Annotated in this window: 21 protein-coding genes; 17 read left to right on the top strand and 4 right to left on the bottom strand. The window is 70.2% G+C overall.

Features of this window, described 5'->3' with window-relative positions; genetic code table 11:
* Position 1: 1 nt before the first annotated feature.
* From AB0H56_RS09970 to AB0H56_RS09900, 15 genes are all read left to right on the top strand, one after another.
* Complete coding sequence (locus AB0H56_RS09970) at positions 2 to 751, top strand: hypothetical protein (protein WP_357159938.1); 750 nt, start codon at positions 2 to 4, stop codon at positions 749 to 751.
* A gap of 16 nt (positions 752 to 767) precedes the next feature.
* Entirely contained in the window at positions 768 to 1,967 is a 1,200-nt protein-coding gene (locus AB0H56_RS09965) for a hypothetical protein (protein WP_357159935.1), read from the top strand.
* Between the two features lie 13 nt (positions 1,968 to 1,980).
* Complete coding sequence (locus AB0H56_RS09960) at positions 1,981 to 2,457, top strand: YbaB/EbfC family nucleoid-associated protein (RefSeq protein WP_357159932.1); 477 nt, start codon at positions 1,981 to 1,983, stop codon at positions 2,455 to 2,457.
* Between the two features lie 268 nt (positions 2,458 to 2,725).
* Positions 2,726 to 4,456, top strand: coding sequence for a hypothetical protein (locus AB0H56_RS09955; protein ID WP_357159929.1), 1,731 nt, complete (start codon positions 2,726 to 2,728; stop codon positions 4,454 to 4,456).
* A complete protein-coding gene (locus AB0H56_RS09950; RefSeq protein ID WP_357159926.1) occupies positions 4,453 to 5,235 on the top strand; it encodes an ESX secretion-associated protein EspG in 783 nt (260 codons plus the stop codon). Before AB0H56_RS09955 ends, AB0H56_RS09950 begins: the two co-directional genes overlap by 4 nt.
* 29 nt (positions 5,236 to 5,264) lie before the next feature.
* A complete protein-coding gene (locus AB0H56_RS09945) occupies positions 5,265 to 5,597 on the top strand; it encodes a hypothetical protein (protein WP_357159923.1) in 333 nt (110 codons plus the stop codon).
* A 24-nt stretch (positions 5,598 to 5,621) separates the two neighbouring features.
* Positions 5,622 to 5,918: a YbaB/EbfC family nucleoid-associated protein gene (locus tag AB0H56_RS09940; RefSeq protein WP_357159920.1), complete on the top strand. Its 297-nt coding sequence runs from the start codon at positions 5,622 to 5,624 to the stop codon at positions 5,916 to 5,918.
* A 100-nt stretch (positions 5,919 to 6,018) separates the two neighbouring features.
* The gene (locus AB0H56_RS09935) at positions 6,019 to 6,330 is read left to right on the top strand and encodes a type VII secretion target (protein WP_280345105.1); all 312 of its coding nucleotides are present in this window, start codon (positions 6,019 to 6,021) and stop codon (positions 6,328 to 6,330) included.
* 2 nt (positions 6,331 to 6,332) lie between these two features.
* Entirely contained in the window at positions 6,333 to 7,700 is a 1,368-nt protein-coding gene (locus AB0H56_RS09930; protein WP_357159916.1) for a hypothetical protein, read from the top strand.
* A 25-nt stretch (positions 7,701 to 7,725) separates the two neighbouring features.
* Complete coding sequence (locus AB0H56_RS09925) at positions 7,726 to 8,031, top strand: PE family protein (RefSeq protein ID WP_110037158.1); 306 nt, start codon at positions 7,726 to 7,728, stop codon at positions 8,029 to 8,031.
* Entirely contained in the window at positions 8,028 to 9,008 is a 981-nt protein-coding gene (locus AB0H56_RS09920) for a PPE domain-containing protein (RefSeq protein WP_357159912.1), read from the top strand. The genes AB0H56_RS09925 and AB0H56_RS09920 overlap by 4 nt, the downstream gene beginning before the upstream one ends.
* Complete coding sequence (locus tag AB0H56_RS09915) at positions 9,005 to 9,796, top strand: ESX secretion-associated protein EspG (RefSeq protein WP_357159909.1); 792 nt, start codon at positions 9,005 to 9,007, stop codon at positions 9,794 to 9,796. Before AB0H56_RS09920 ends, AB0H56_RS09915 begins: the two co-directional genes overlap by 4 nt.
* 41 nt (positions 9,797 to 9,837) lie before the next feature.
* Entirely contained in the window at positions 9,838 to 10,167 is a 330-nt protein-coding gene (locus AB0H56_RS09910) for a WXG100 family type VII secretion target (protein ID WP_110037155.1), read from the top strand.
* 32 nt (positions 10,168 to 10,199) lie between these two features.
* Entirely contained in the window at positions 10,200 to 10,493 is a 294-nt protein-coding gene (locus tag AB0H56_RS09905) for a hypothetical protein (protein WP_022567327.1), read from the top strand.
* Between the two features lie 234 nt (positions 10,494 to 10,727).
* Positions 10,728 to 11,927, top strand: coding sequence for a hypothetical protein (locus AB0H56_RS09900; protein WP_357159905.1), 1,200 nt, complete (start codon positions 10,728 to 10,730; stop codon positions 11,925 to 11,927).
* Here AB0H56_RS09900 and AB0H56_RS09895 read toward each other — a convergent pair.
* From AB0H56_RS09895 to AB0H56_RS09885, 3 genes are read right to left on the bottom strand one after another with little or no spacing between them, the layout of a single operon-like run.
* Positions 11,893 to 15,669 carry a hypothetical protein gene (locus AB0H56_RS09895; RefSeq protein ID WP_357159901.1) on the bottom strand — a complete coding sequence of 1,259 codons (3,777 nt, stop codon included), beginning with the start codon at positions 15,667 to 15,669 and terminating at the stop codon, positions 11,893 to 11,895. The genes AB0H56_RS09900 and AB0H56_RS09895 overlap by 35 nt on opposite strands.
* 22 nt (positions 15,670 to 15,691) lie before the next feature.
* The gene (locus AB0H56_RS09890) at positions 15,692 to 16,177 is read right to left on the bottom strand and encodes a YbaB/EbfC family nucleoid-associated protein (RefSeq protein WP_357159898.1); all 486 of its coding nucleotides are present in this window, start codon (positions 16,175 to 16,177) and stop codon (positions 15,692 to 15,694) included.
* 33 nt (positions 16,178 to 16,210) lie between these two features.
* Positions 16,211 to 16,525, bottom strand: a complete 315-nt coding sequence (locus AB0H56_RS09885) for a hypothetical protein (protein WP_280345122.1) — start codon at positions 16,523 to 16,525, stop codon at positions 16,211 to 16,213.
* Positions 16,526 to 16,684: 159 nt separating this feature from the next.
* Here AB0H56_RS09885 and AB0H56_RS09880 point away from each other — a divergent pair, with 159 nt between their 5' ends.
* Both AB0H56_RS09880 and AB0H56_RS09875 read left to right on the top strand, forming a co-directional pair.
* Positions 16,685 to 17,380: a hypothetical protein gene (locus AB0H56_RS09880; RefSeq protein ID WP_357159895.1), complete on the top strand. Its 696-nt coding sequence runs from the start codon at positions 16,685 to 16,687 to the stop codon at positions 17,378 to 17,380.
* Positions 17,377 to 17,904, top strand: a complete 528-nt coding sequence (locus AB0H56_RS09875; protein WP_357159892.1) for a hypothetical protein — start codon at positions 17,377 to 17,379, stop codon at positions 17,902 to 17,904. Before AB0H56_RS09880 ends, AB0H56_RS09875 begins: the two co-directional genes overlap by 4 nt.
* A gap of 73 nt (positions 17,905 to 17,977) precedes the next feature.
* On the opposite strand, the gene eccE is transcribed toward AB0H56_RS09875, so the two are convergent.
* Positions 17,978 to 19,717: a type VII secretion protein EccE gene (gene eccE / locus AB0H56_RS09870; protein WP_357159889.1), complete on the bottom strand. Its 1,740-nt coding sequence runs from the start codon at positions 19,715 to 19,717 to the stop codon at positions 17,978 to 17,980.
* Positions 19,718 to 19,778 lie beyond the last annotated feature (61 nt).

The following is a 19,778-nucleotide window of genomic DNA, read 5'->3' as shown; positions in this document are numbered from 1 at the left end:
GGTGAGTGACGATCCGATCGAACTGAGCGATCCGGACGTGGTGATCGACGCGGCGACCGGCACGCTGTCGTATCGGGGCGAGCCCTACAGCGGCGCGGTGATCACGACGCGTGCCGACGGCACCTGGCGCGAGTACTGGAGCTACGACGACGGCGAACGCGACGGCGACTGGTCCGGCTGGTACCCCGACGGCACCATGCGCTACAACGGCGAGTTCTACCGCAACCGGCCTGTCGGCACCTGGCAGGAGTGGTTCCCCGACGGCACCCGTCGGCTCGAGGACGTCTACGACATCGAAGGCACCCTGCTCACCCATTCGCGCTGGAACGAGGCGGGCGAGCTGATCGAATTCGAGGACGAGCGCACCCGCAAGGGCATTGCCGCCGACGCGGTCGCGGCCGACGATCCCGGCCTGCGCTGGGACGACGAGCAGGACCGCATGTTCTACCGCGACGAGCCGTTCACCGGCCAGGAGTTCAGCCGACCCACGCCGAGCAGCCCCGTCACCGAGCTGTCCACCTACACCGACGGCCACCGCGAGGGACCGATCCGTGGCTGGTACCTCGACGGAACCCCGCGCTACTCCGGCGAATACGCCGACCGGCGCCAAGTGGGCCGGTGGCGCACCTGGTTCCCGAGCGGGAACCTCCAGGAGGAAACCGTTTTCGGTCCCGACGGCGCCCTGCTCACCCGGACCGTATGGGACGAGGCAGGTGCCGTGATCGCGCGGTACGGCGAGAACCGGGATTAGGCAAAGGAGTTACGCAGTGGCTGACGAGCTGGCCGGGGATCCCGATGTCGGATTCACCCTCACCACGGTGGTGGCCGACGACGGCGGGATACCCGAGCGTGCCGCCGCGCTGAGCCATCGGATCGCCAAAACACTGGCGGCGCTGGGCCCGCCCGGCTGGACCAAGGTCGAGGCGTCGTTCGCGATGACCGCGGCGGCCGAGGTGTCGATGGTCGTCTTCCACGACGAGCAGGAACGCTTCGCGCGGGTGTTCCCGAGCCCGGAACTGCTCGACCTGCTGCGCGAGCATCGGCACGTGTCCGCGACGATGGGCGACGGGCCGTGGTGGCGCTACCTGCTCACCCTGACCAACGCGGGCCGGATGGACGTCGACTTCGACTACGGCGACGAGCCGTTCCCGGACGACCAGCTCTTCCCACCCACGGTGTACCGCACCGACATCGAGATCTACCCGCGCGACCGGCTGCCCATCTGGCTGGCCGCCTACATCCACCACGAGAACCGGCAGCTGCGCGGTCCACTCGCCGCCGCCGAGCAGGCGCGCGCCGACGCCGCCGCGGGGCGCAACCCGATCGGCTCCGCGCCGGACGTGGAGTTTCCCGCGCTCGACCTGATGGCCCGCCGATGGGCGCTCATCGCCGCGGCGTTCGTGGCGGTCGGCTCCAAGTGGGGCCCGCGCGTGACTCCCGCGTTCCACGTTTTCGAGGGTTCGAAGTTCAGCGGTTCCACCCTCTGCCTGCTGCCCGGCGATCGCGCGGTGCTCTCCGGCGGAGTATGGAACGCACCGGAACTCGACGCCGTCTACAACAAGGACCTACCGATGCCGGCCCTCTACCAGGGCGCCCCCGACTGGGTGGCCGCCCCGGTGATCAACCGTCGCGCGGAGAACGGCCTGCTCACCTTCTGCTACTGGTGGGAGGGCGGCCGCTGGTATCGCGGCGCCTCGCCGGGCGCCGACGCGCTCGCCCCGGCCGTGCCGGGCATGTGGGACACCAGGACCGTCGTCGAGGTGCTCACCGGCCTGCTCGGCGAGAAGGCTTCGCAGGCGCAGAAGGAAGCCGTCCTCGGCCTGGTCGAGGCCGCCGAGCGCGCTGCCGTGGCGCGGGAAGCGTTCACCAGGGTCTTCCCCGCCGACGCCTACAACGTCGATTCCGCCTGGTTCGAGCTGAATCTCGCCGGTCTGCTCGGCACCCACACCGTCGGCCTGGCGAAGTGAGAGGACATCACCAATGACCAACGAACACGCCAAAGCGCAGATGGCCGACATCTTCGAGACGGTGCAGAAGCAGATGAAGGCGATCGCGCAGGTGCAGCAGGATCGCGCGAAGATCATCGCCAGCGCGACCGTGCGCAAACGGGTGACGGTCACCGTCAACGCCGACTACAAGGTGATCGAGACCAAGTTCACCCCCGACATCGACGACCTCACCTACACCGAGATCGCCAAGGCCGTCACCGAGGCCGCCCAGCAGGCCGCGGCCGAGGTCGCCCGCAGGACACAGGAGATGATGGCGCCGATCCAGAGCGAACGCTCCCGCCTGCCCAAGATCACCGAACTGGTCGACGGCATGGACGGATTCGCCATCCCGCAGCCGGTCGAGGCTTCCCTCGAACCCCCGAATTCGCCGGACCGCGAACGACTCTCGTCCGACGAGGAGGACGGCTCGCGCGATCCCTCGCGCACCGCCACCGACGCGGGCTGGTGATCCGGATGCTCGCGCCCCGGCCACCGGCGGGATCGTCGCTGTACATGCGGAATTCATCTGTCAGACCGTAGAATCGTTAGCAAGCCGTGCGAATCGGCGGTGTCGTGGGAGCGGTGCCAGGCGGGGCGCGGGGCGGTGATCCAGGACGACAGGGAGGCTCTCGGACATGACACCGACCGGACCATCGGCGGCCCAACAGTGGTCGGGCCTGCGCTCATCGGCTTCTGACGGTGCGCTGGTCCTCGAGCCGTCGGCGCTGCCGAACCTGGTGAACGCGGCCACCGATGCCCGGATCAAGGTGAACTCCGTCAAGCAGTCCACCGACCTCGTCGGGCAACTCGCCCGGTTCTCCTCGTTGGATTCGGGGCAGCAGCTGGCGAAACAGTTCTCGGACAAGGCCGGTGAGCTGGCGACCGTCCTCGGCAAGCACCAGACGATCCTCGACGATGTCGCCATCACCTTCATGGACGCGGCCAAGAGCTACAAAGGTGCCGACAACGCCAGCGAAGTCGATATGAATCAGCTGCGCACCACCATCGAGCAGAGCAAGTCCAAGGGTGACAAAGTCAACTCCTCGGCGCCTGTCACGGCCTTCCCTCCGGTGTCGCAGGGCGCACCCCCGTACCTCCCCGGCGTGACCACCAAGGTTCCGCCGCTCGTGCCCATGCCGGCCGCCGGCTCGGCGAACATTCCGAACGAGCTCACCAATGGCAAGAACTTCGATCCGGCCGAAGTGACCGCGGAGAACCCTGGCTCCTACAACTATGAGCAGCTCAACATGATCCGGGTTTCCATCGAGGGCGTGCCCGCCAGATTGCGGACGGCGGCCGCGGACTGGACCCTGCTCAAGAACCAGGTGAAACCAGCTTTCGACGACCTGAACGCGAAGGTCGGCGACAGTTCGAAGAACTGGACGAGCCCGGGCGGTGCCACCCGGGCCAGGGCGGCGATGAACGCCTACCACGAAGGCAACCAGAAGCTGATCGAGCAGATGGGCCAGATTTCTGTCGCGCTGGAGTACGCGGCCGGCTGGCTTGCCGCGACGAAACAAGGCTTGGACAGCACGCTGTACATACCCTCGTCCGTGCAGCCGAGCCAGGAGCAGGCCGCCAAGGAAGAGGCCGCGAAGAACGCGCGGAATGTGCTGATGGCGACCTACGTTCCTGGCGTCAACGCAACCTCGAGTCACATCGCCGCGTTGCCCGAGCCGACCGCGCCGACGTCCGGGAACGGGACCGGCGACGGCAACGGAACCGGGAACGGTACCGGGAACGGCAGCGGCAGTGGCTCCGGGTCGGGCTCTGGCAGCGGTTCGGGTTCGGGCTCGGGTGACACCTCCGCCGCGTTCAAGAAGGCGATGGCCGAACTGCAGCAACAGCAGTCCGGTAGCCAGTTGGGCAACGGCAGCGCGGACACCAACGGCAACGGAGGGCTCGGTTCGAACGGCTCGACGGGATCCGGTTCCGGTTCCGGTTCTGGTTCGTCCTCGACCGATCAGCTGACCTCGGCCCTGCAATCGGGCCTCGAGCAGGCCAGTTCCGCCGCGCAGTCCGCGCTGGAACAGGCTTCCTCCGCCGCGGAACAGAGTTCGCTCGCGGGGATTCCGAGCGCGGCCGGGCTCAGCTCGCTGCAGGAACAAGCCAAGAAGGCACTCAGCGCCGCGAGCAAAGGCGGTGGCGGGGGTGGTGGCTCAGGTGCGGGCGGCGGTGCCGGTGCGGGTGCGTCCCCGCTTTCACCGAGTCTGGACAGCGCCTCCAAGCTGTTCCCACGCGCGTCGGCAGCCACCGGGATGGAGTCCGCGTTCCGGGCCGGCGTCGCGTCGTCGGCCGCGGGCACGCCGATGGGCGGCATGCCGATGGCGCCGATGGGCGGTGCCGGTGCCGGTGGGCAGGGTCAGCAGAAGGAGCACAAGCGCGCCGACTACCTCGACTCGGTGGAGCACCTGGACGAAGCGATCGGTGACGCGCCGATCGTCGCGAGACCAGTGGTGGAACAGTGACGCCCACGTGGGAATTCACCGCCGCGGAGTTCGAAGCGCTGTGGGCCGGTCTCGAAGCCGAGTACATGCCGGAGCCGTTCATCCACTCCAGCGAGCCGTGTTCGGCGGACGAAGCGGAGTTCGCGCTGCGCCAGGACTGGATCGCGATCAGGCAGCGCTGGGGGCATGAGCTCGACGACATCATCGGCGTGCTCACCAAGCCAGATATCCGGGTGATCGTGCGTGGGTACGGTGGCGGCGAACGGCTCACCGATCCCGCGCTCTCGGTGCGCATGCTCGCGGTGCGCAAGGGTGACGTCGGCTATCTGGTGCGTCAGCGTCCGGGCAGAACCCTGTATCACGCAGACGGATTCGTCGTCACCAGGCACGACGCGCTGTCCCTCGGTGATGTTGTCGCCGGTCAGCTTCCCGCGGCCGAACCCGGCCGCGGTCGGGAGATTCCCCTCGACGAACCCGGCGACGACCAGTTCGACCGCAGCTACGGCCGCTCCCTGGTCCAGCATTACGACGACGACGCCGCGGTGCAGACGAAGACCTTTCAGCAGGCGAGTCTGGACCGCGACGGCTTCATCGATGTCGAACAGGGCTGGTCTCGATTCGGTCCGCGTGGCATCGTGAGATTGCGGCTCGGCTGGCGCGATCTGACCGACGACGGTCGCTATGTGATCGTGCCGGGCACACCGCCGGTGGCGGTCGGTGCCGATCGCAGGCGGGTGGTTTCGCTGATCAACAGCCAGATCGCGGAAGTTGTCAGAGCCATCAGGGATGATCGGGCGTAGTGATGGTCGGCCAGACGGGAGGGGGAGCGATGGACGAGTTTCCGACCGAGTTCAGCGCGGCGTCGTTGACCGGGGCGATCGTGGTGCGCACCACCGAGCAGGGCTTGCCGGTGGGGATCACCGTCGACGGCGACCAGCTGCGCCGTGATCCGGGTGATCTGGCCGCCGAGATCCTGCGGCTGTGCCAGAAGTCGGCCAAGCGGGCCGGGCTCGCGCGGCGGAATCAGCTGGCGGAAGCGGGGTTCGATCCGGCGCTGCTGGCGGCGACCGGGCTGCCCACCGAAGCCGAGGTGGCCGCGGCCGAGATCGTCGAAGAGCAGGAATACGACACCGAGCCCGACAGCTGGCTACGGTCGGTCTAGCGAGCGAGAGGGGAGGACACGGCGATGGTCGAAACCATGGACGAGCTGATCGCGAAGGTGCGGGGCCAGCTCTACCGCTTGCAGGATCTGGCCGACGCGACCAATGACATCCGGGCGCAGGAGACTTCGCCCGACGGCGCCGTCACGGTGACCGTCGACGGCGCGGGGGCGCTGGTCGGCCTGGAGCTCACCGGGGCGATCGCGAAGCTCTCACCCGCCGAATTCGAGCGGGTGCTGACGCAGACCGCGCAGGCCGCCGCGCACCGCGCGTTCGGCGAGCGCGCCGAGCTGGTGACGGCCTACAACCGAGCCGGCACGTGAGATTCAACTGATCTTCACCGCCGATTAGTGTGGCGCCGGTTTCCGACGGGTAGATAAAGTAACGAAACACCATGGGCTGTTTCGAGATTGGACGAGAGCCATGAATCACGTTGCGGTAGTTCCCGATGCAGTTCGTGCGTACGCGGGTGCTTCGGCCACCATGGCGGCGGGGGTCGCCCAGGCCGGAGCGGTCGACCAGGCCGCCACCATGGCCGCCGCGGTGCCGGTGTTCGGCCTGATCGGGCAGGAATTCCTGCTGTCGTTCGCCTACGCGCAAGCCAACCACCTCACCTCGATGGCGGAGCTGGCCGCGGTGCACGCGGGCACCGCGCTCACCGCGACCCAGGCAGCCGCGACCTACGAGGGCGCCGACGGCGCGTCCAAGCTGGGCATCGCGGCGGTCGATCAGTAGCCATGACCTACCCAGGGGGAGACTCGACCGGCGCGACGGCGTCGGTCGATCCGACCGTGCTCGAACTGCTGCGCGGCAGTTCGCTGGCGCCGATGCTCGATCAGCCGGTGAGCCAGGTACTCAGCTCGATGGGGCTGCCGCAGCTGCCGCAGCTGCCCGAATTCATCCAGCTGCCCGAGATGCCCGCGCTGCCGACGATCGACCTGACCGCACTCATGCGCCCGCTCACCGACCTGGCGTCGGCGTTCGGCACCGGTGCGCTCGGCGGCACCACCTCGACCTCGGGCACCTCGACCAATCCCGCCGAGGCCCTGACGAACATCAGCTCGGTCCTGGAGACGGTGATGTCGCTGGGCTCGACCGCGCTGCAGACGGTCATGCAGCTGTGGCAGAGCGCCGCGGCGACCGAGGCCACGAACAAGGCGACCAGCGCCCAGGCCGACGGCGCCAAGCTCGCCGCCCAGAGCACCCAGGAAAAAGCGGTGCTCACCCACGCGGCGGGCAATGTGGCGGTCGGCGGCGCCAAGCTGGCCGCGGTGATCGCGCGCTATTCGGCGACCCTGGCACTGGCTCCGCTCTACGCGGCGACGCCCGGCGGGCAGGCCGTGCTGATCGCGGCGACCATGGAGGCGATGGCCGAGGGCTTGGCCATCACCGCCGAGACCAAGGCCGAGATGGTCGCGCGCAGTGGCGAGATGACCCAGGCCGGCGAGAAGGTCCAGGTGACCAACGCGCCGACCGGCGTCGACGCGAGCAGCGACTCGCTGAGCCAGCTGATGAGCCTGATCACCCCGCTGATCAGCACCGCGAGCACCGCGGCGTCGTCGTTGAGTTCCCTGGCCGGGCAGGTGAGTTCGCTCTCGATCAGCACCACCGGCACCGGTGACTCGACCGCGACCGGCACCGAGATCGCCGGCACCGGCGAGGAATCGGCCGAGGAGCTGGCGGCCGCCGGTGGCGCGGGCGGCGGCGGTGGCGTGATCGGTGGCGTCGGCGCGATCGGTGGCGCGGGCGCGGCCTCTTCGCCGCTGAGCCCGTGGCAGGGCGGTCGCGGTGGCGGCGGCCTGTCCACGGTCGGCAGCACCGGCGCGGTCGCAGGCGGGGGCACCACGTCGGGCGGCGCGAACATGACCACGGCGTCGGCGAGCGGCGCGTCGCCGGGCTACATGCCGATGGGTGGCGCGGGCGCGGGCATGCCGATGGCGCGCGCGGTCGAAGGCGGCGGCAACGAGGCCGTGCACTCGCAACTGGTCACCGGCAACCACGGCGACGAGGTCGTCGGCCAGATCGCGGGGGTGGCGACCCCGGTCGTCGGCGCCGCCGAACCGGTGGTCACCGACGCGCCGCCGGACAAAGAACTCTCACTGTGACGCGGCACCACGACAGGAGTGGCAGATGAGCAACACCTTCGAATTCGATTCGACCGCGGCGAGCAAAGCCGCGGCGGCGCTGGACGGCATCGCCGACCGGCTCACCACCGAGCTGACGGCGGTCGCCCCGGCCCTGCACGTGGCGCCCGCGGGCACCGACGAGGTCTCGGCGCGCGCCGCGACCACGGCCAACGGTGTCGCCGACGACTACCTGACCGGCGCCGAGGCGGGCGCGCACGAGATGAGCAAGCTCGCCGCCACCCTGCGCGCGCAGGTCAGCGAGTTCGACCAGATGGAAACCGACAACACCAGCGGCTTCAACGGACGATGATCGAACCACCGCAGCCCGGCTTCACCGGAGTGGTGTGGGAGGCCCGCGAGCCCGACAAGCTCGCGACCGACCTCACCACCGGTGCCGGCCCGATGCCGATGGCCGACGCGGCCGCCGCCTGGACGCGGCTCGCCGCGGCCTTCGGCGCGGCCGTGCTCGACTACGAGCAGGTGCTGCAGACCTTGCGGGGTTCCTGGAAGTCCGGGAGCAGTGAGCAAGTGTGGGAACGCATCTCGACGCTGCGCGAATGGCTGATCGAGACCGCCGCCGCCGCGACCGCCAATGCCGCGAGGCTGCAGGCCCAGGTCATGGCCTACGAGGTGGCGACGCTGGCGATGCCCAATACCGCTGACATCGCGGCCATCACCGCGATGCAGCAGGCGCTGGAACAGGTCGGTACTGCCCTGGGCGCCCCGATCAAGGCGATCGCGGCGCAGACCGACGCCGAGGCCGACGTGGCCAAGGCCGTCGCCTCCCGGGTGATGCGCAGCTACGAGGCCGCCACCGAACCGCTCGCGACGCCGTGGCTGCACGCGCCGCCGCCCTCGATCGCGCCCGAAGCCGCGCTGGTCGGCGAGCAATCAGGGCAGGGCACCCCCACCCCGACCACGGGCGCCGCGGCGATGCCGGGTCTCGGCGCCATCGGCCTCGGCGCGCTTCCGTCGATGCCCGCGCCGGTGCAAACCGCCTACCGCGCACCGGTTTTCGTCCAGTCCGCCACGGCGGTCGGCGCCACCACCGCGCAGCAGGCACCCGGGGCCACCCCGGCCGGACAGGCCGCGCCGCTCGTTCCCGGCGCCATGGCGCCGGGCGCACAGGATTCCGCCGCCCGCTTTCCCCGCGCGGGCATCGCCTATGAGGAGTCCGATCAGCTGGTCGCCGAGGGCGAGATCCAGGCCGCGCCCGCCGTGCTCGGTGTCGCCGAACGTACCGCGCCGCAGGCCGGCGGCACCGCGACCGCGGAGGGGCGCCCATGACGACCCTCACCAACGACTCGCTGCTCGCCGTCGCCGACCGGCTCGGCGTGCAGACCCTGCCGCTGGTCCTGGCGGTCGGCCCGCAGCAGGACACCTTCGACGCCTGGCGCGCGGCCAGGGACGCCGCCGTCGCCGAGCTCACCGCCCTCGGAGTCTTCGACGCCTACGGAGATGTCGAGCCCGACCTCGCCGGCGCCCTCTACACGCTGGCCCAACCCGATGCCGAGCTCGTCGCCCGCAGCTACGGCGACGAGGACCGCCGACGGATCTGCCTGGCGCGCCGCGGTTCCGGCCATGCCAGCGCCGTGCGCACCGGCGCCACCTTCGAGATCACCACCGACTCCATCGACGGCTCCGACCGTGAGCTCGCACGCCTGCTGCTCGCCGCGCTGCCCACCTGCGCGCCGGCCGAGGTGGCCGCGGTGAGTGTGGCGGCCGACGACCTGGCGGCGCGCCTCGACGCCGCCGAGACGACTTCCCAGTACGTGGACGCGATGTACGCGCTCGGTATCGACGCGCATCAGGCGACCGTGCTCGGCGCGGCCTTCGGCAGCTGCCGTGGCTACACCGAGATCGTCGCCCGAGTCCACCACGACGGGCTGACCACCCAAGCCCCTGGCGCGGTCGCGGTGTACGACACCGCGCGCGGCCGGATCGTCGTGGCGCCGATGACGGCGCCCGACGGGCAGGTGTGGTCGACCATCACGCCGGGCACCGACCACCGCCTGACCCAGGCAGTCGGTGCGCTCCTCGAGGGGCTTCCCGGTGGGGGGTGGCGGCCCGAGTAGCCATCCTCCGTTTCAACCATCAAGTAAGAAAGGTTCGGCACATGCCCCCTCAGGGACCAGTAGGTGTAGAAGCCGGCGGCGTAGACGGCGTCGTCTCCAAGCTCGAAGGCACCATCAACAACCTTCGTACGTCGGTCGGCCAGATCGACGACGCGGCCCAGGCCGTGCTCCGCGGCTGGAAGGGTGACGCCTCCGACGAGTTCGTGAAGGTCGCCCAGGCCTGGCACGACGAGGCCGACGCTCTGAACAAGAAGTTCGACCGCCTCACCGAAGCCGTGAACACCGGTAAGTCCACCCTGGTGAACATGGACGGCCAGGGCCTGTCCGGCGGTGGCTCCACCGGCGGTGGCGGCGGCTACACCAACCTCTGACCGCGCATCAGACACGAACAGGAACTGAGCTCATGACCATTCTTTACGATCCCGCGGCGATGAACGAGCTGTTCAGCGACCTGCAGACCTACGGCGGGAAGATGAAGGGCGAAATCGACGAACTCGAGGGCGCCGCTTCGGATTTCCGCAACAACCTGCAGGGTGACAACGCGATCTCGAACTTCGACACCGCGCACAAGAACGTCACCACCGAGCTGACCGACACCCTCGACAAGCTCGACAAGCTCGCCGCTCAGGTCGAGTCCGCGCTCAACCGCGCGCTCGAGGCCGACGGCAAGGTCGGCGACGGTTTCGCCGACTTCTGAGTCGTCTTCGGCGCGCTCGAGCGCGGGCCCTGTGGCCCAACGAAAACGGGGCGAGACCCGTGCCTTCGGCATCCGGCCTCGCCCCGTTTTCATCGGCCGACGACGGTCACCAGGTGGGTTGATCACGCGAGTGTGATCTGTTGGGGCCGGGTATATTTCGCAGAGGTCAGCAATCTCGACAGGCGCGAGGGTGCTGTGGAATGCCGTGCGTGATGTGCATCGAGGAGTGAGTGCGTGGGCGAGGAAGCGATCCCGGACCTGCCGTTCGCCCTCGGCTCGCGGGCTCCGGAAACCGCCGTGCCTGCCGATTCGGCGCGGGAGATCACCGAACTGGCGTACCGGATCGCCAGGCAGACGGCGGCACTCGGCCCGCCCGGCTGGCGGAATCTGACCGCGGTGTTCGCGCTGACGGTCGAGGTGGAAGTGGTCCACCTGCTGTTCGAGGACGCGCACGGTGCGACGGTCCGGGTACCGCCGGACAAGGACATCGTCGACGCGGTGCGCGAGCACCGCGGACTGTCGGCGGGCTACGGCGACGGACCGTGGTGGCGGCTGGTGATGACGATGAGCAGCACCGGCGAACTCGAGGTGGATCACGACTACGGCGACGAGCCGTTCCCGGCGGACCAGCTCTTCGAGCCGCGCGCCTACCTGGCCGACCTCGCGGTCCATCCGCGTCGGCGGCTGCCGGTGTGGCTGGCCGCGTATCTGCACCACGGCGGCAGGCAGCTGCGCGCGCCCGGTACTGCGGCACGGCTGGCGCGCACCGAGGCCGCCGCGGGGGTTCGGGCCACGTTGTCGGAGTTCGACTTTCCGCCGTTTCCGGTGATGCGGGCGCGCTGGGCGGTGATCGCGGCCGCGTTCGTCGCCGCCGGGTCGGCCAAGGGGCCGCGAATGCTGCCCGCGCTCTGCTGGTTCGAGGGTGGTTCCGCCAGCGGTTCGACACTGTACGAGGTGCCGGGTGGCCGTGCGGTGCTCTCCGGCGGAGTGTGGAACGCGATGGCCCTCGACGCCGCCTACAACGAGGGTGCCGAACTGCCCGCGCTGTATGCCGGTGCGCCCGAGTGGGTGGCCGATCCGGTACTGAACACCAGGGCGGGGAGCGGTCTGCTGTCGTTCTGCTACTGGTGGGAGGACGGTGAGTGGTACCGCGGCGAGTCACCCGCCGCCGATCATCTCGCCGAAGCCGTGCCGGGCATCTGGACGGCCGACACGACCGCCAGGGTGGTCGCGGGCGTCCCGGGCACCGAGGCGAGCGAGCGGCGGCGAGCGGCGGCCCGCGCGCTGGTCGACGCCGCCGAGCACGGCATCGCGACCCGCGCGGCGATCGTCGAGATATTCGGTGACGACGGCACATTCGACATCGATGCGGCGATGTACCAGCTGACCCTGGCCGGCGTCACCGCCACCGCGGCGGAGCGAGCAGCCCTCTGAGCGCCGGGTCGTAGACGATGACCATCCGATGGTCCGGTCGCGGTGCGGAGAAGGAATCCATCTTGTCCTTGTTCAGGACATTGCTCGCGCCCGCGTCGATGGTGTAGTCGTAATCGTTGTTGCCGGCGCCGGGGAACTCCGTGTACTCCTCGATGCGGAACGGCGGTCGGTTGTCGTAGTGCTCGAGCAGGGCGGTCCACAGCTGGTCGCCGTCGATGTGGCCGCGGTCGCCGGGGGTGCCCTTGCTCGGGTCGGCGGCCTCGGACTTCATGTCCCACTGCAGTTCGATGCGGCCACCGGGGGCGAGGGTGCGCTCCAGATTCGCCGCGATGGACAGGTAGGCCTCGGGCGGCAGCTTGGCGCTGACATTGTTGACGAAGATCCGGCCGACACCACCGGCGGTCCCGTCGCCCAGCACGTGTCCGCCGCCGAGCATGTCGCCGAAGACCAGGACGGTCCCGGGTTCGGTCAGCGGGCCGGGATCGAGAATGCCCAGGCTGCGCCTGCGCTGGCTCGGAATCGCGAAGGATTCGGCGAGTTCGGTCTTCACGACCAGCCCGCCCCCGGTGCGATCGGCGGGGGGTGTCATCTCGACACCGAACGCGCTGCGACCGACACCCACATCGACGGTGTGCCCGTTCGGCACGCCGGTCGGTGGCCGGTGCACGAGCTCCACCCGCTCGTTGTTCGCGCCGAAGACGTTCTGTTCCAGCGGAAGCCGATGCAGTGGCCGGGGCCGGGGAATGATCTCCACGGCCGAGAGGCCGTGCACCGGTTCGTGGATCATCACGGTGTACTCGATATTGATCCCGTTCGCGGCGGCGGTGCGGTTCGCCCGATCGACGCTGTGCAGGAGTTCGCTCATCGAGCCGGCGGCGCCGTCGGTTTCGAGCCGCCCGGTGCCGTGCTCGAGGACGGCCGCGAACCGGTTCGGCGAGGTCGCCAGTGTCTGCGCCGCGTCGTGCATGCGCTGGAACGCGTCCGGGCCGATGGCCGTTCGGAAGGGCTCCGGCATCGCGGTGTGGAACCGGTCGATGGCTTCGTGCAGGTCGCGCCCGCGCTGCGCCGCGGCCGGATTCGGATCGTTGATGGCGACGTTGAGTGGATCCATGGCCGCCATCAGGTGCGCGGTCGGCACATGCCTGCGGGCCTCGCGGAAATTCGGGTTCTCGAAGATCGGGTCGAAGATGCGCCGGGCGAGCTCCTCGCGCATGCGGGCGTCGAGGCCGTGCCGTTCGTTGGCGACCAGGTCGCGCACGTGCTCGCCCGCGGCCAGCTCGTTCAGTGTCGCCAGGTGCGCTGCGCTGCCGCGATCGTATTCGGCCGCGGTGAGCGCTTCGCTGAAGATCGGACGGTGCTCGGTCAGGCCCGAGCGCTCGAGCGAGTAGCGCTGCGCGAGTGCCGGATCGTGCCCGCCGAGGAGCTGCTCGGCGGTGCTGCCGGGGCGCAGGTCGAGGTGTCCGGCGAGATCGGCCAGATCGCGGCGCAGTCCGGGGAGCTGGTCGGCCCGCGCGGGATCGATGGTGGCCGCGTCGATCTTGTTGAGCAGCACACGGACTTCCGCGAATCTGCCGCCGAGGTGATCGGTCAGCCGATCGGGGCTTTCCCGCACGGGATCGATGATGATCTCGGGTTCCTGCGCGAGCCGGATCTCGGCGATCTCGTGCGCGATACCGCGGACGACATCCTGGTCCCGTGCGCGCGGTGAGACGTGTACGTCGTAGCCGGTGCCGTCGGGGCGGCCGCGGAACTCGGCGACGGCGCCGCCGGTCGTCGGTTCGGCCGTGATGCTGATGTCGCGACCATCGGGCAGGAGGAAGCGCTTGGTGTCGCGATTCCACGCCACGTCCTTCGGGGTGATGAGCGCGAGGCTGTCCTCCACCACATGGACGACTTCGCGCGTGGTCAGATCCGGCTGGTTCGGCGGGCGCGCCTCGCCGTGGAACTCCCCGACACTCGCGGCGGTTCCACCGTGCGGCTCCAGCGTGACGCCCGCCCGCGTGCCCGGCTCGACGACCGACGGCGCGGGCCGGGTCGTCGGCTCGCTCCGGACGAGCTCGGTGTCGGCCCTGGGTCGTTCCGCTACCGCCGGTTCCTTCGGCCTACCGGGCTCGCTCGCGCCCGGCGCCTCAGCGGTGGCGCCGGCCTGTTCGGTACGAGGCTCGGCGCGGCGCTGCTCGCCCGCCGGCTCGGCCACCCGGTCCTTCGACGTCGCCGTGAGATTCGAGGTGGCATTGTTCTGTTCGGCGAGCCCGGCCCTGGTCTTGCCCTTTCCGGCTGCTTCCCCGGCGGCCGGCCGTTCACCGGTTCGCGCTTCCGGCGCCGCCGTACCAGCGCGTTCACTCACAGCCGTGCGTGCGCCCGAATCCGACGTGCGCACAACGGTTTCGGTTGCCCGCGTGGCCGAGCCCTCGGCCCGGGCGCCCGAGTCGGCGCGGCCCTGGGTCTCGGCCCGCATCGCCGCCTCGGTCGGGCGCGCCGTGGCACCGTCCCGTGGCGCGGCGCCGGAGTTGTTCCATTCTGTCCGCAGCTGTTCGAGCCGGGCGACGTGCTGGTCGCTGTAGCGGCCCTTCGAGTCGATCTTGACGTCGTTCGCGCGCTGGAAGACATCGTGTGCCCGGTTCTGCGCGGCCCCGGGTTCGAAGCGGTCGGGATGGGTTTGCTTGGCCAGATCGTGGTAGAGCTGCTTGCCCTCGCGCACGGAAGCCTCGGTGACGATCGGCGCCTTCGCCGCCGACGCTGCGGCCGGTGACATCCTGGGCGCCTCCATGGTCGGCGCGTGCCCGAGGCCCGCGCCGGACCGCACGCCGTGCGCGCCACCCAGCGCCGCGCCGACGACGACCAGCTTCGGGTCGAAGGTGGTGTCGATCTTGTTCGCGTCGAAATAGCCGTGCGCGAGCTGGTCGCCGACCTGCCACGCGAGTCCGCCGCCGTACATGCCGAGCCCGCCGGCGGCGCCGCCGGTCACGCCGCTGAGCAGCCCGCGCATCGCGGGGCTCATGCCGGTGCGACCGAGCAGCTTGTGCATCCCCATGCCGACGGGCGCGCCGACCACACCGCCCGCGCCCCATTCGAATCCGGTACGCAGGTTCTGGCCGATGTCGAACGAGTCGCGATGCCCCATCCCGAGCTGATACGCCTGGATACCACCGTCGAGGCCCATCCCCATGCCGCCCGCCTTCAGGCCGGCGATCGTGATCTGCTTCAGATACGGCTTGAGCAGATTGCGCAGGCCGACCCGTCCCGCCTCCAAGGCCAGCTGCTGGAGGCCGCGGGTGGCGGCCGCCCCGACGGCGGTTCGGCCCGCGGCCAGCGCCAGCGGCACCCCGGCCGACCCCCACGGCCAGGCGGCGATCAACGCGTAGACGGCATAGGCGGTGATGAGGGCGAAGCTGCCCTCCATGATCTTGGTGTACTCCAGCTGGGTACCGCCGTTGCGGGTGTAGGTGCCCAGTTCCTCCAGCGCCTTGGCCAGCTCGTCCACGGAGTTCGGGCCGGAGAACAGCTTGTCGAACTCCTTCTTGACCTCGACCGCGCCGTCCCCGCTGTAGAACTTCGCCGTGGCGTCGGTGGCGGCGCGCAGGTCCGGCTCGAGCAGCCGCAGTTCCTCGGCGGCCTGCTTCCACGCGTCCCCGAGGGCGAACAGATCGTCTTCGTCGCCCTTCGGGTACGCGGTGCCGAAATTGAGTGCCTGCAGGATCCAGCCGGGGACGAGATCGAAGACCGAGGCTAGACCCGACACCCGCCACCTCCGCCGACCGCGATCACCAGGCCGACTCGTTCGTCGTCGACGGGTCGTCGGTGAACCGCACCGTGCCGTCGGAAGGCGCGAACAGGCCCTGGCGCGCGCTGGGCGGTGCGACCGGAGCACGCGGAGGTTCGGGAATCATGTCCTGGACATCGGGTATCCCGGGCAGATACTCCGAGAGCCGGGGGATGCGCGCGGTGTCGGCGCGCAGGGTGTCCAGGAGGTCCCTGGTCTTGCGGTGCATGGCGACCGCGGCGTCCTGGGTCGCGGTGGTGACGGCGCGGGCGATCTCCTCGTAGCCCAGCTCGCCGATATTCTCGGCGAAGCGAACCTCGATCACGACATTCTCCGCGTTGACCGTGACGATTACCCGGCCCGCCGCCGCGGTCGCGGTCGCGGTCAGGCGCGACTGTTCCAGCTGGGCGCGCGCGATGGTGTTCATGCCCTCGCGCACGGTGTCGGCCAGATCTTCGAGCCGGCCGTACGCCGCGTCGTTCGCCATGTTCCTCCTGCTCACCCGTCCGGCGTCGACAGGTCAGCTGAGCCCGTCTTTGTTGGCTTGTTCAGCGGTCTGGAATCGGTTGGCGGCGTCCACCAGCGCACTCGAATAGGACTGCAACAGGGAGACTTTCGACGCCACGACCGCTTGGAGGTTCTTGTCCGAGGCGCTGTAGCCCTGCTCGCCCTCGGCGAAGCTCGTGCCGAATTCGTCGGCACCCCAGCGTCCCCAGTGCGCCTGCGAGGCCGCGGCCACCCGGCTGAGGATGCCGTCGATCCGGGTCGCGAGGCCGTCGAGATCGCCACCCGTGCCGCGCAAGTTGCTGATGTAGACCTCCACCGGATCAGCCATGTCGCACCTCGCTCGTCTGTGTGAACAAGTTTCGATCATTACATGAATTCCGAACCATGCCAACGGAAACGGTCGGTGACGGCCGGGCCGCCGTGGTGGCATGGCATGCTCGGGGCGAGACGGCTGTCGACGGTGCTATGGTGCGTGGTCGGAGGATGAATGGCTGAGGTTCCCGGAGCCGAACAGGAGCTGCGTGGGCTCGGTGTGCGTCTGCTCGAGCAGGTGCGGGTGGTCGCCGCGCACGTCACACCGGACACGGTGGTTCCCGACTCCGCGCTGCCCGACCTTCCGGAGGTCGCCGAATGGACCGAGCCGCTGCGCTACCGGTACAGCGTGCGCGTCCAGACCGCCCTCGCCGCGGGCGACTCCGCCGCGGCGGCCGTGCGCCGAGGGGCAGAGGCTCTCGCGGCCTGCGGTTTCGACATCGCCGAGGATCGGCGTGCGGGCACCGTCGCGTCGCGCGTCGTGGTGACGGGCAGCCGGGACGGATTCCTGATCGAGGTGCGGGTGTGGCCGGAGACGGGTGACGTCGTCTACGCCGGTGTCACCCCGATGCTCGCGCTGCGGGCACCGGAAACGCGGCGGCCCGACCCGGTCCGCACCGCCGAGACCGTCGAGCCGGGGCACGTGCTCTGCTACGAATGCGACGGACTCGGCTGGTGCCCGGCGTGCGGGGGCAACGGCTGGGTGCTCGATGACGCGGGCCTGCGGCGACCGTGCCCGGAATGCCGCGAGCAGCGGGTCTGCCCGATCTGTGGCGGTGCGGGTCAGCTGCAGATCGCGCGCTTGCGGCAGGCGGAACGGGCCATGTATCCGCAGCTGTCCGACGGATCGACCGAAGAGGGCCGGTCATGACGGCGCCGTTGCCGCTGGCCAGGACCAATGCCGAGGCGCGCCTGTTCCTGCGGCTGCGGCCGTGCGCGACGTGCGGTGCGCGGCGGTGCGAGTTCGTCAGCTCGGTCATCACCGCGGACGGGCCGGCGAGCAGATATGTGGGACAGTGCGAGTCGTGCGGCGCGCGGCGCGAATATGTGTTCCGGCTGCCGGAGCAGATCCTCCCGCCGCCCGCGGGCGCGGTGCGCTTCGGTGGCGCGACGGCCTCGCAGCTGCTCGATCCCGGTGAGTGGCTGCGTTATTCACGCATCTGTGCCGACCTGACCGCGCCCGGCGGCGCCGCCGGGCGGCACGCCTTGGCGACGGCGCTGGCCGCCGTCGAGGAAGTACTGAAGTTCATCCCGGACTCCGCGCGATCGGTCCCGGCGTCGGTTTTCGTCTCCGCTGAGGGCCGAGCGCTCTTCGCCGCCGAACCGGGCAGTTTCGATCGCGACCGGCTCGAAGCCGTGCGCGCGCACTACGAGGCGCAGCTCGCCCTGCGGTGAGTCGCATCGTCACCGCTGCCGATTCTCCGCGGCGAGCCGGGTGGTCTGCGGCCGACCCGGATTCGCCGGAAAGTCAGCGGGCCGCCAGTGATTCGCCGATGTAGTGCATCTCGTCGGGGGTCGTCACCATCGACACGGTGGCGCTGCCGGTGCTGGTCCGTACCGTGATGCGGTTCGGCGCGTACGGGTCCTGGATCAGCGTCACGTCCGGCGGCATCGCTTCCGGATCGCGCTCGGCGGTACGGACCTCCACGATGGTCGCGCCACCGAGGTGGGTGGTCGGCGCGATCCCGTCGAAGACGAGCACGGTCGTGGTGGGGTAGGGGGCCGCGGGTACCGGCGGCGGTCCCGGCGGGGCCTGCGGGGTCGCGCCCGCGGCGCGCGGGGCGATCGAGAGCAGCTGCGGGGTGGCCAGATTGGCGACCATGGACTGCCAGGCCTGCGGGCGCGAGGTGTGCACGACGGCGTGCGCGCCGAGCGCGGTCGCGCGCAGCACCACCTGCTGGGCCAGGTCGAGGTTGCCGATCACGTCGACGTGCCTGGTGCCCGCCCCGATCAGCGGCACCGCGATGCCCTGGCCGCGCTCGTCCGCGCCGATCAGCTGGCCGCAGCCGGTGGTCGGCACGGCGATGTCGGTGAGCGCGGTGAGCGAGCCGCGGTAGCCGTCGCGGCCGCCGAGGTCGTCGGCGGCACCGATCGGCAAGGTGTCGAGCAGGATTCGGCGCTGGCTTCCCGGCAGTTCACGCAGGCCCGCGATCGGCGCCTCGTCGAACGGCTCCACCGTGTCGAACCGGACCACGGCGTTGAGCACCACGGTGCCCGCCTTGTCGTCGGCGCGGCCGTTGCGCCGCGCGCCAGGGTGCAGGCGCAGGGTGACGGTGGTCGACAGCGTCGGCAGCGACCAGATCTCGGCCAGTCCGTTGGTGCCGATCATCGGCGCGGTGAGCTGGTAGTGGGTGAGGTTGCGGCCGAACTCCGACTCGAGGCCGTGCGCCGACTCGGTCAGCCGCAGCGGGTCGAAACCGTAGGACAGTTCGCGGACCGCGCTGTTCATCTCGGTCGCGGTGAGGACTGCGGCGTCGATGCCGTGGGTGGCCAGGCGGTTGGCGACCCGGCGGGTGGCGATGATCATCGTGCGCAGGGCACCGGTCGCACCGCCGCCGCGCTTGTCCACCGCGGTCGCGTTGGCGACCGGATCGAGGCGCAGCACCAGCCAGCAGGTGCGGTGCGCGATGGCGGGCAGCGGCCCGAGGATCCGGTTGTAGAGGTGCGCGGCGGCGCCGGTGCCCGCGGTGCGCGCGCCGGTGGAGATGACGTCGATGCTCACCAGCTCGACATCGAATTGGTCGAGGCAGCGCGCCACCTCGGTGAGCGGCAGCAACTGGTCGGCACTGAGCGAGCCGCGGCGCAGCAGGGTCAGCGCGTCCGGCGGCGGGTCGATCCGCAGCATGGTCAGCAGCAGGTCGCCGTCCCAGCGCACGCCGCAGCCGCCGCCCTCGGGCAGCGGCACGTCGAAGGCGGGCGCCCGATCCAGGGTGTCGGCGCGGGCGCGCAGCCGGCGCCCGAACCAGTCACCGATCCGCACCGCCGGTGGCCGCCGCCGGATCGGCACGAGACCGATCAGCAGCACGGCCGCCGCGCCACCGATCGCCCCGTACACCGAGTCGCTCGTCGCCAGCACTATCCAGGCCACGATCGCCGCGAGCACCGCGACCGGAACGCACGCACGCAGGGGATACATCCGGAACAACCAGAATTCCGGATCACGCAAGGTGTCGTAGGCATTGTCGCCGCCGGTTTGCCCGGCGTTCATACTGTTGTTCAAAATCGTTGTCCCTGCTTGGCATACGTCGAATCATGGTGAAGGACAATTC

The sequence above is a fragment of the Nocardia sp. NPDC050717 genome (assembly GCF_040654275.1).
GTDB lineage: Bacteria > Actinomycetota > Actinomycetes > Mycobacteriales > Mycobacteriaceae > Nocardia.
This window is presented reverse-complemented; position numbering and strand designations above follow the sequence as displayed.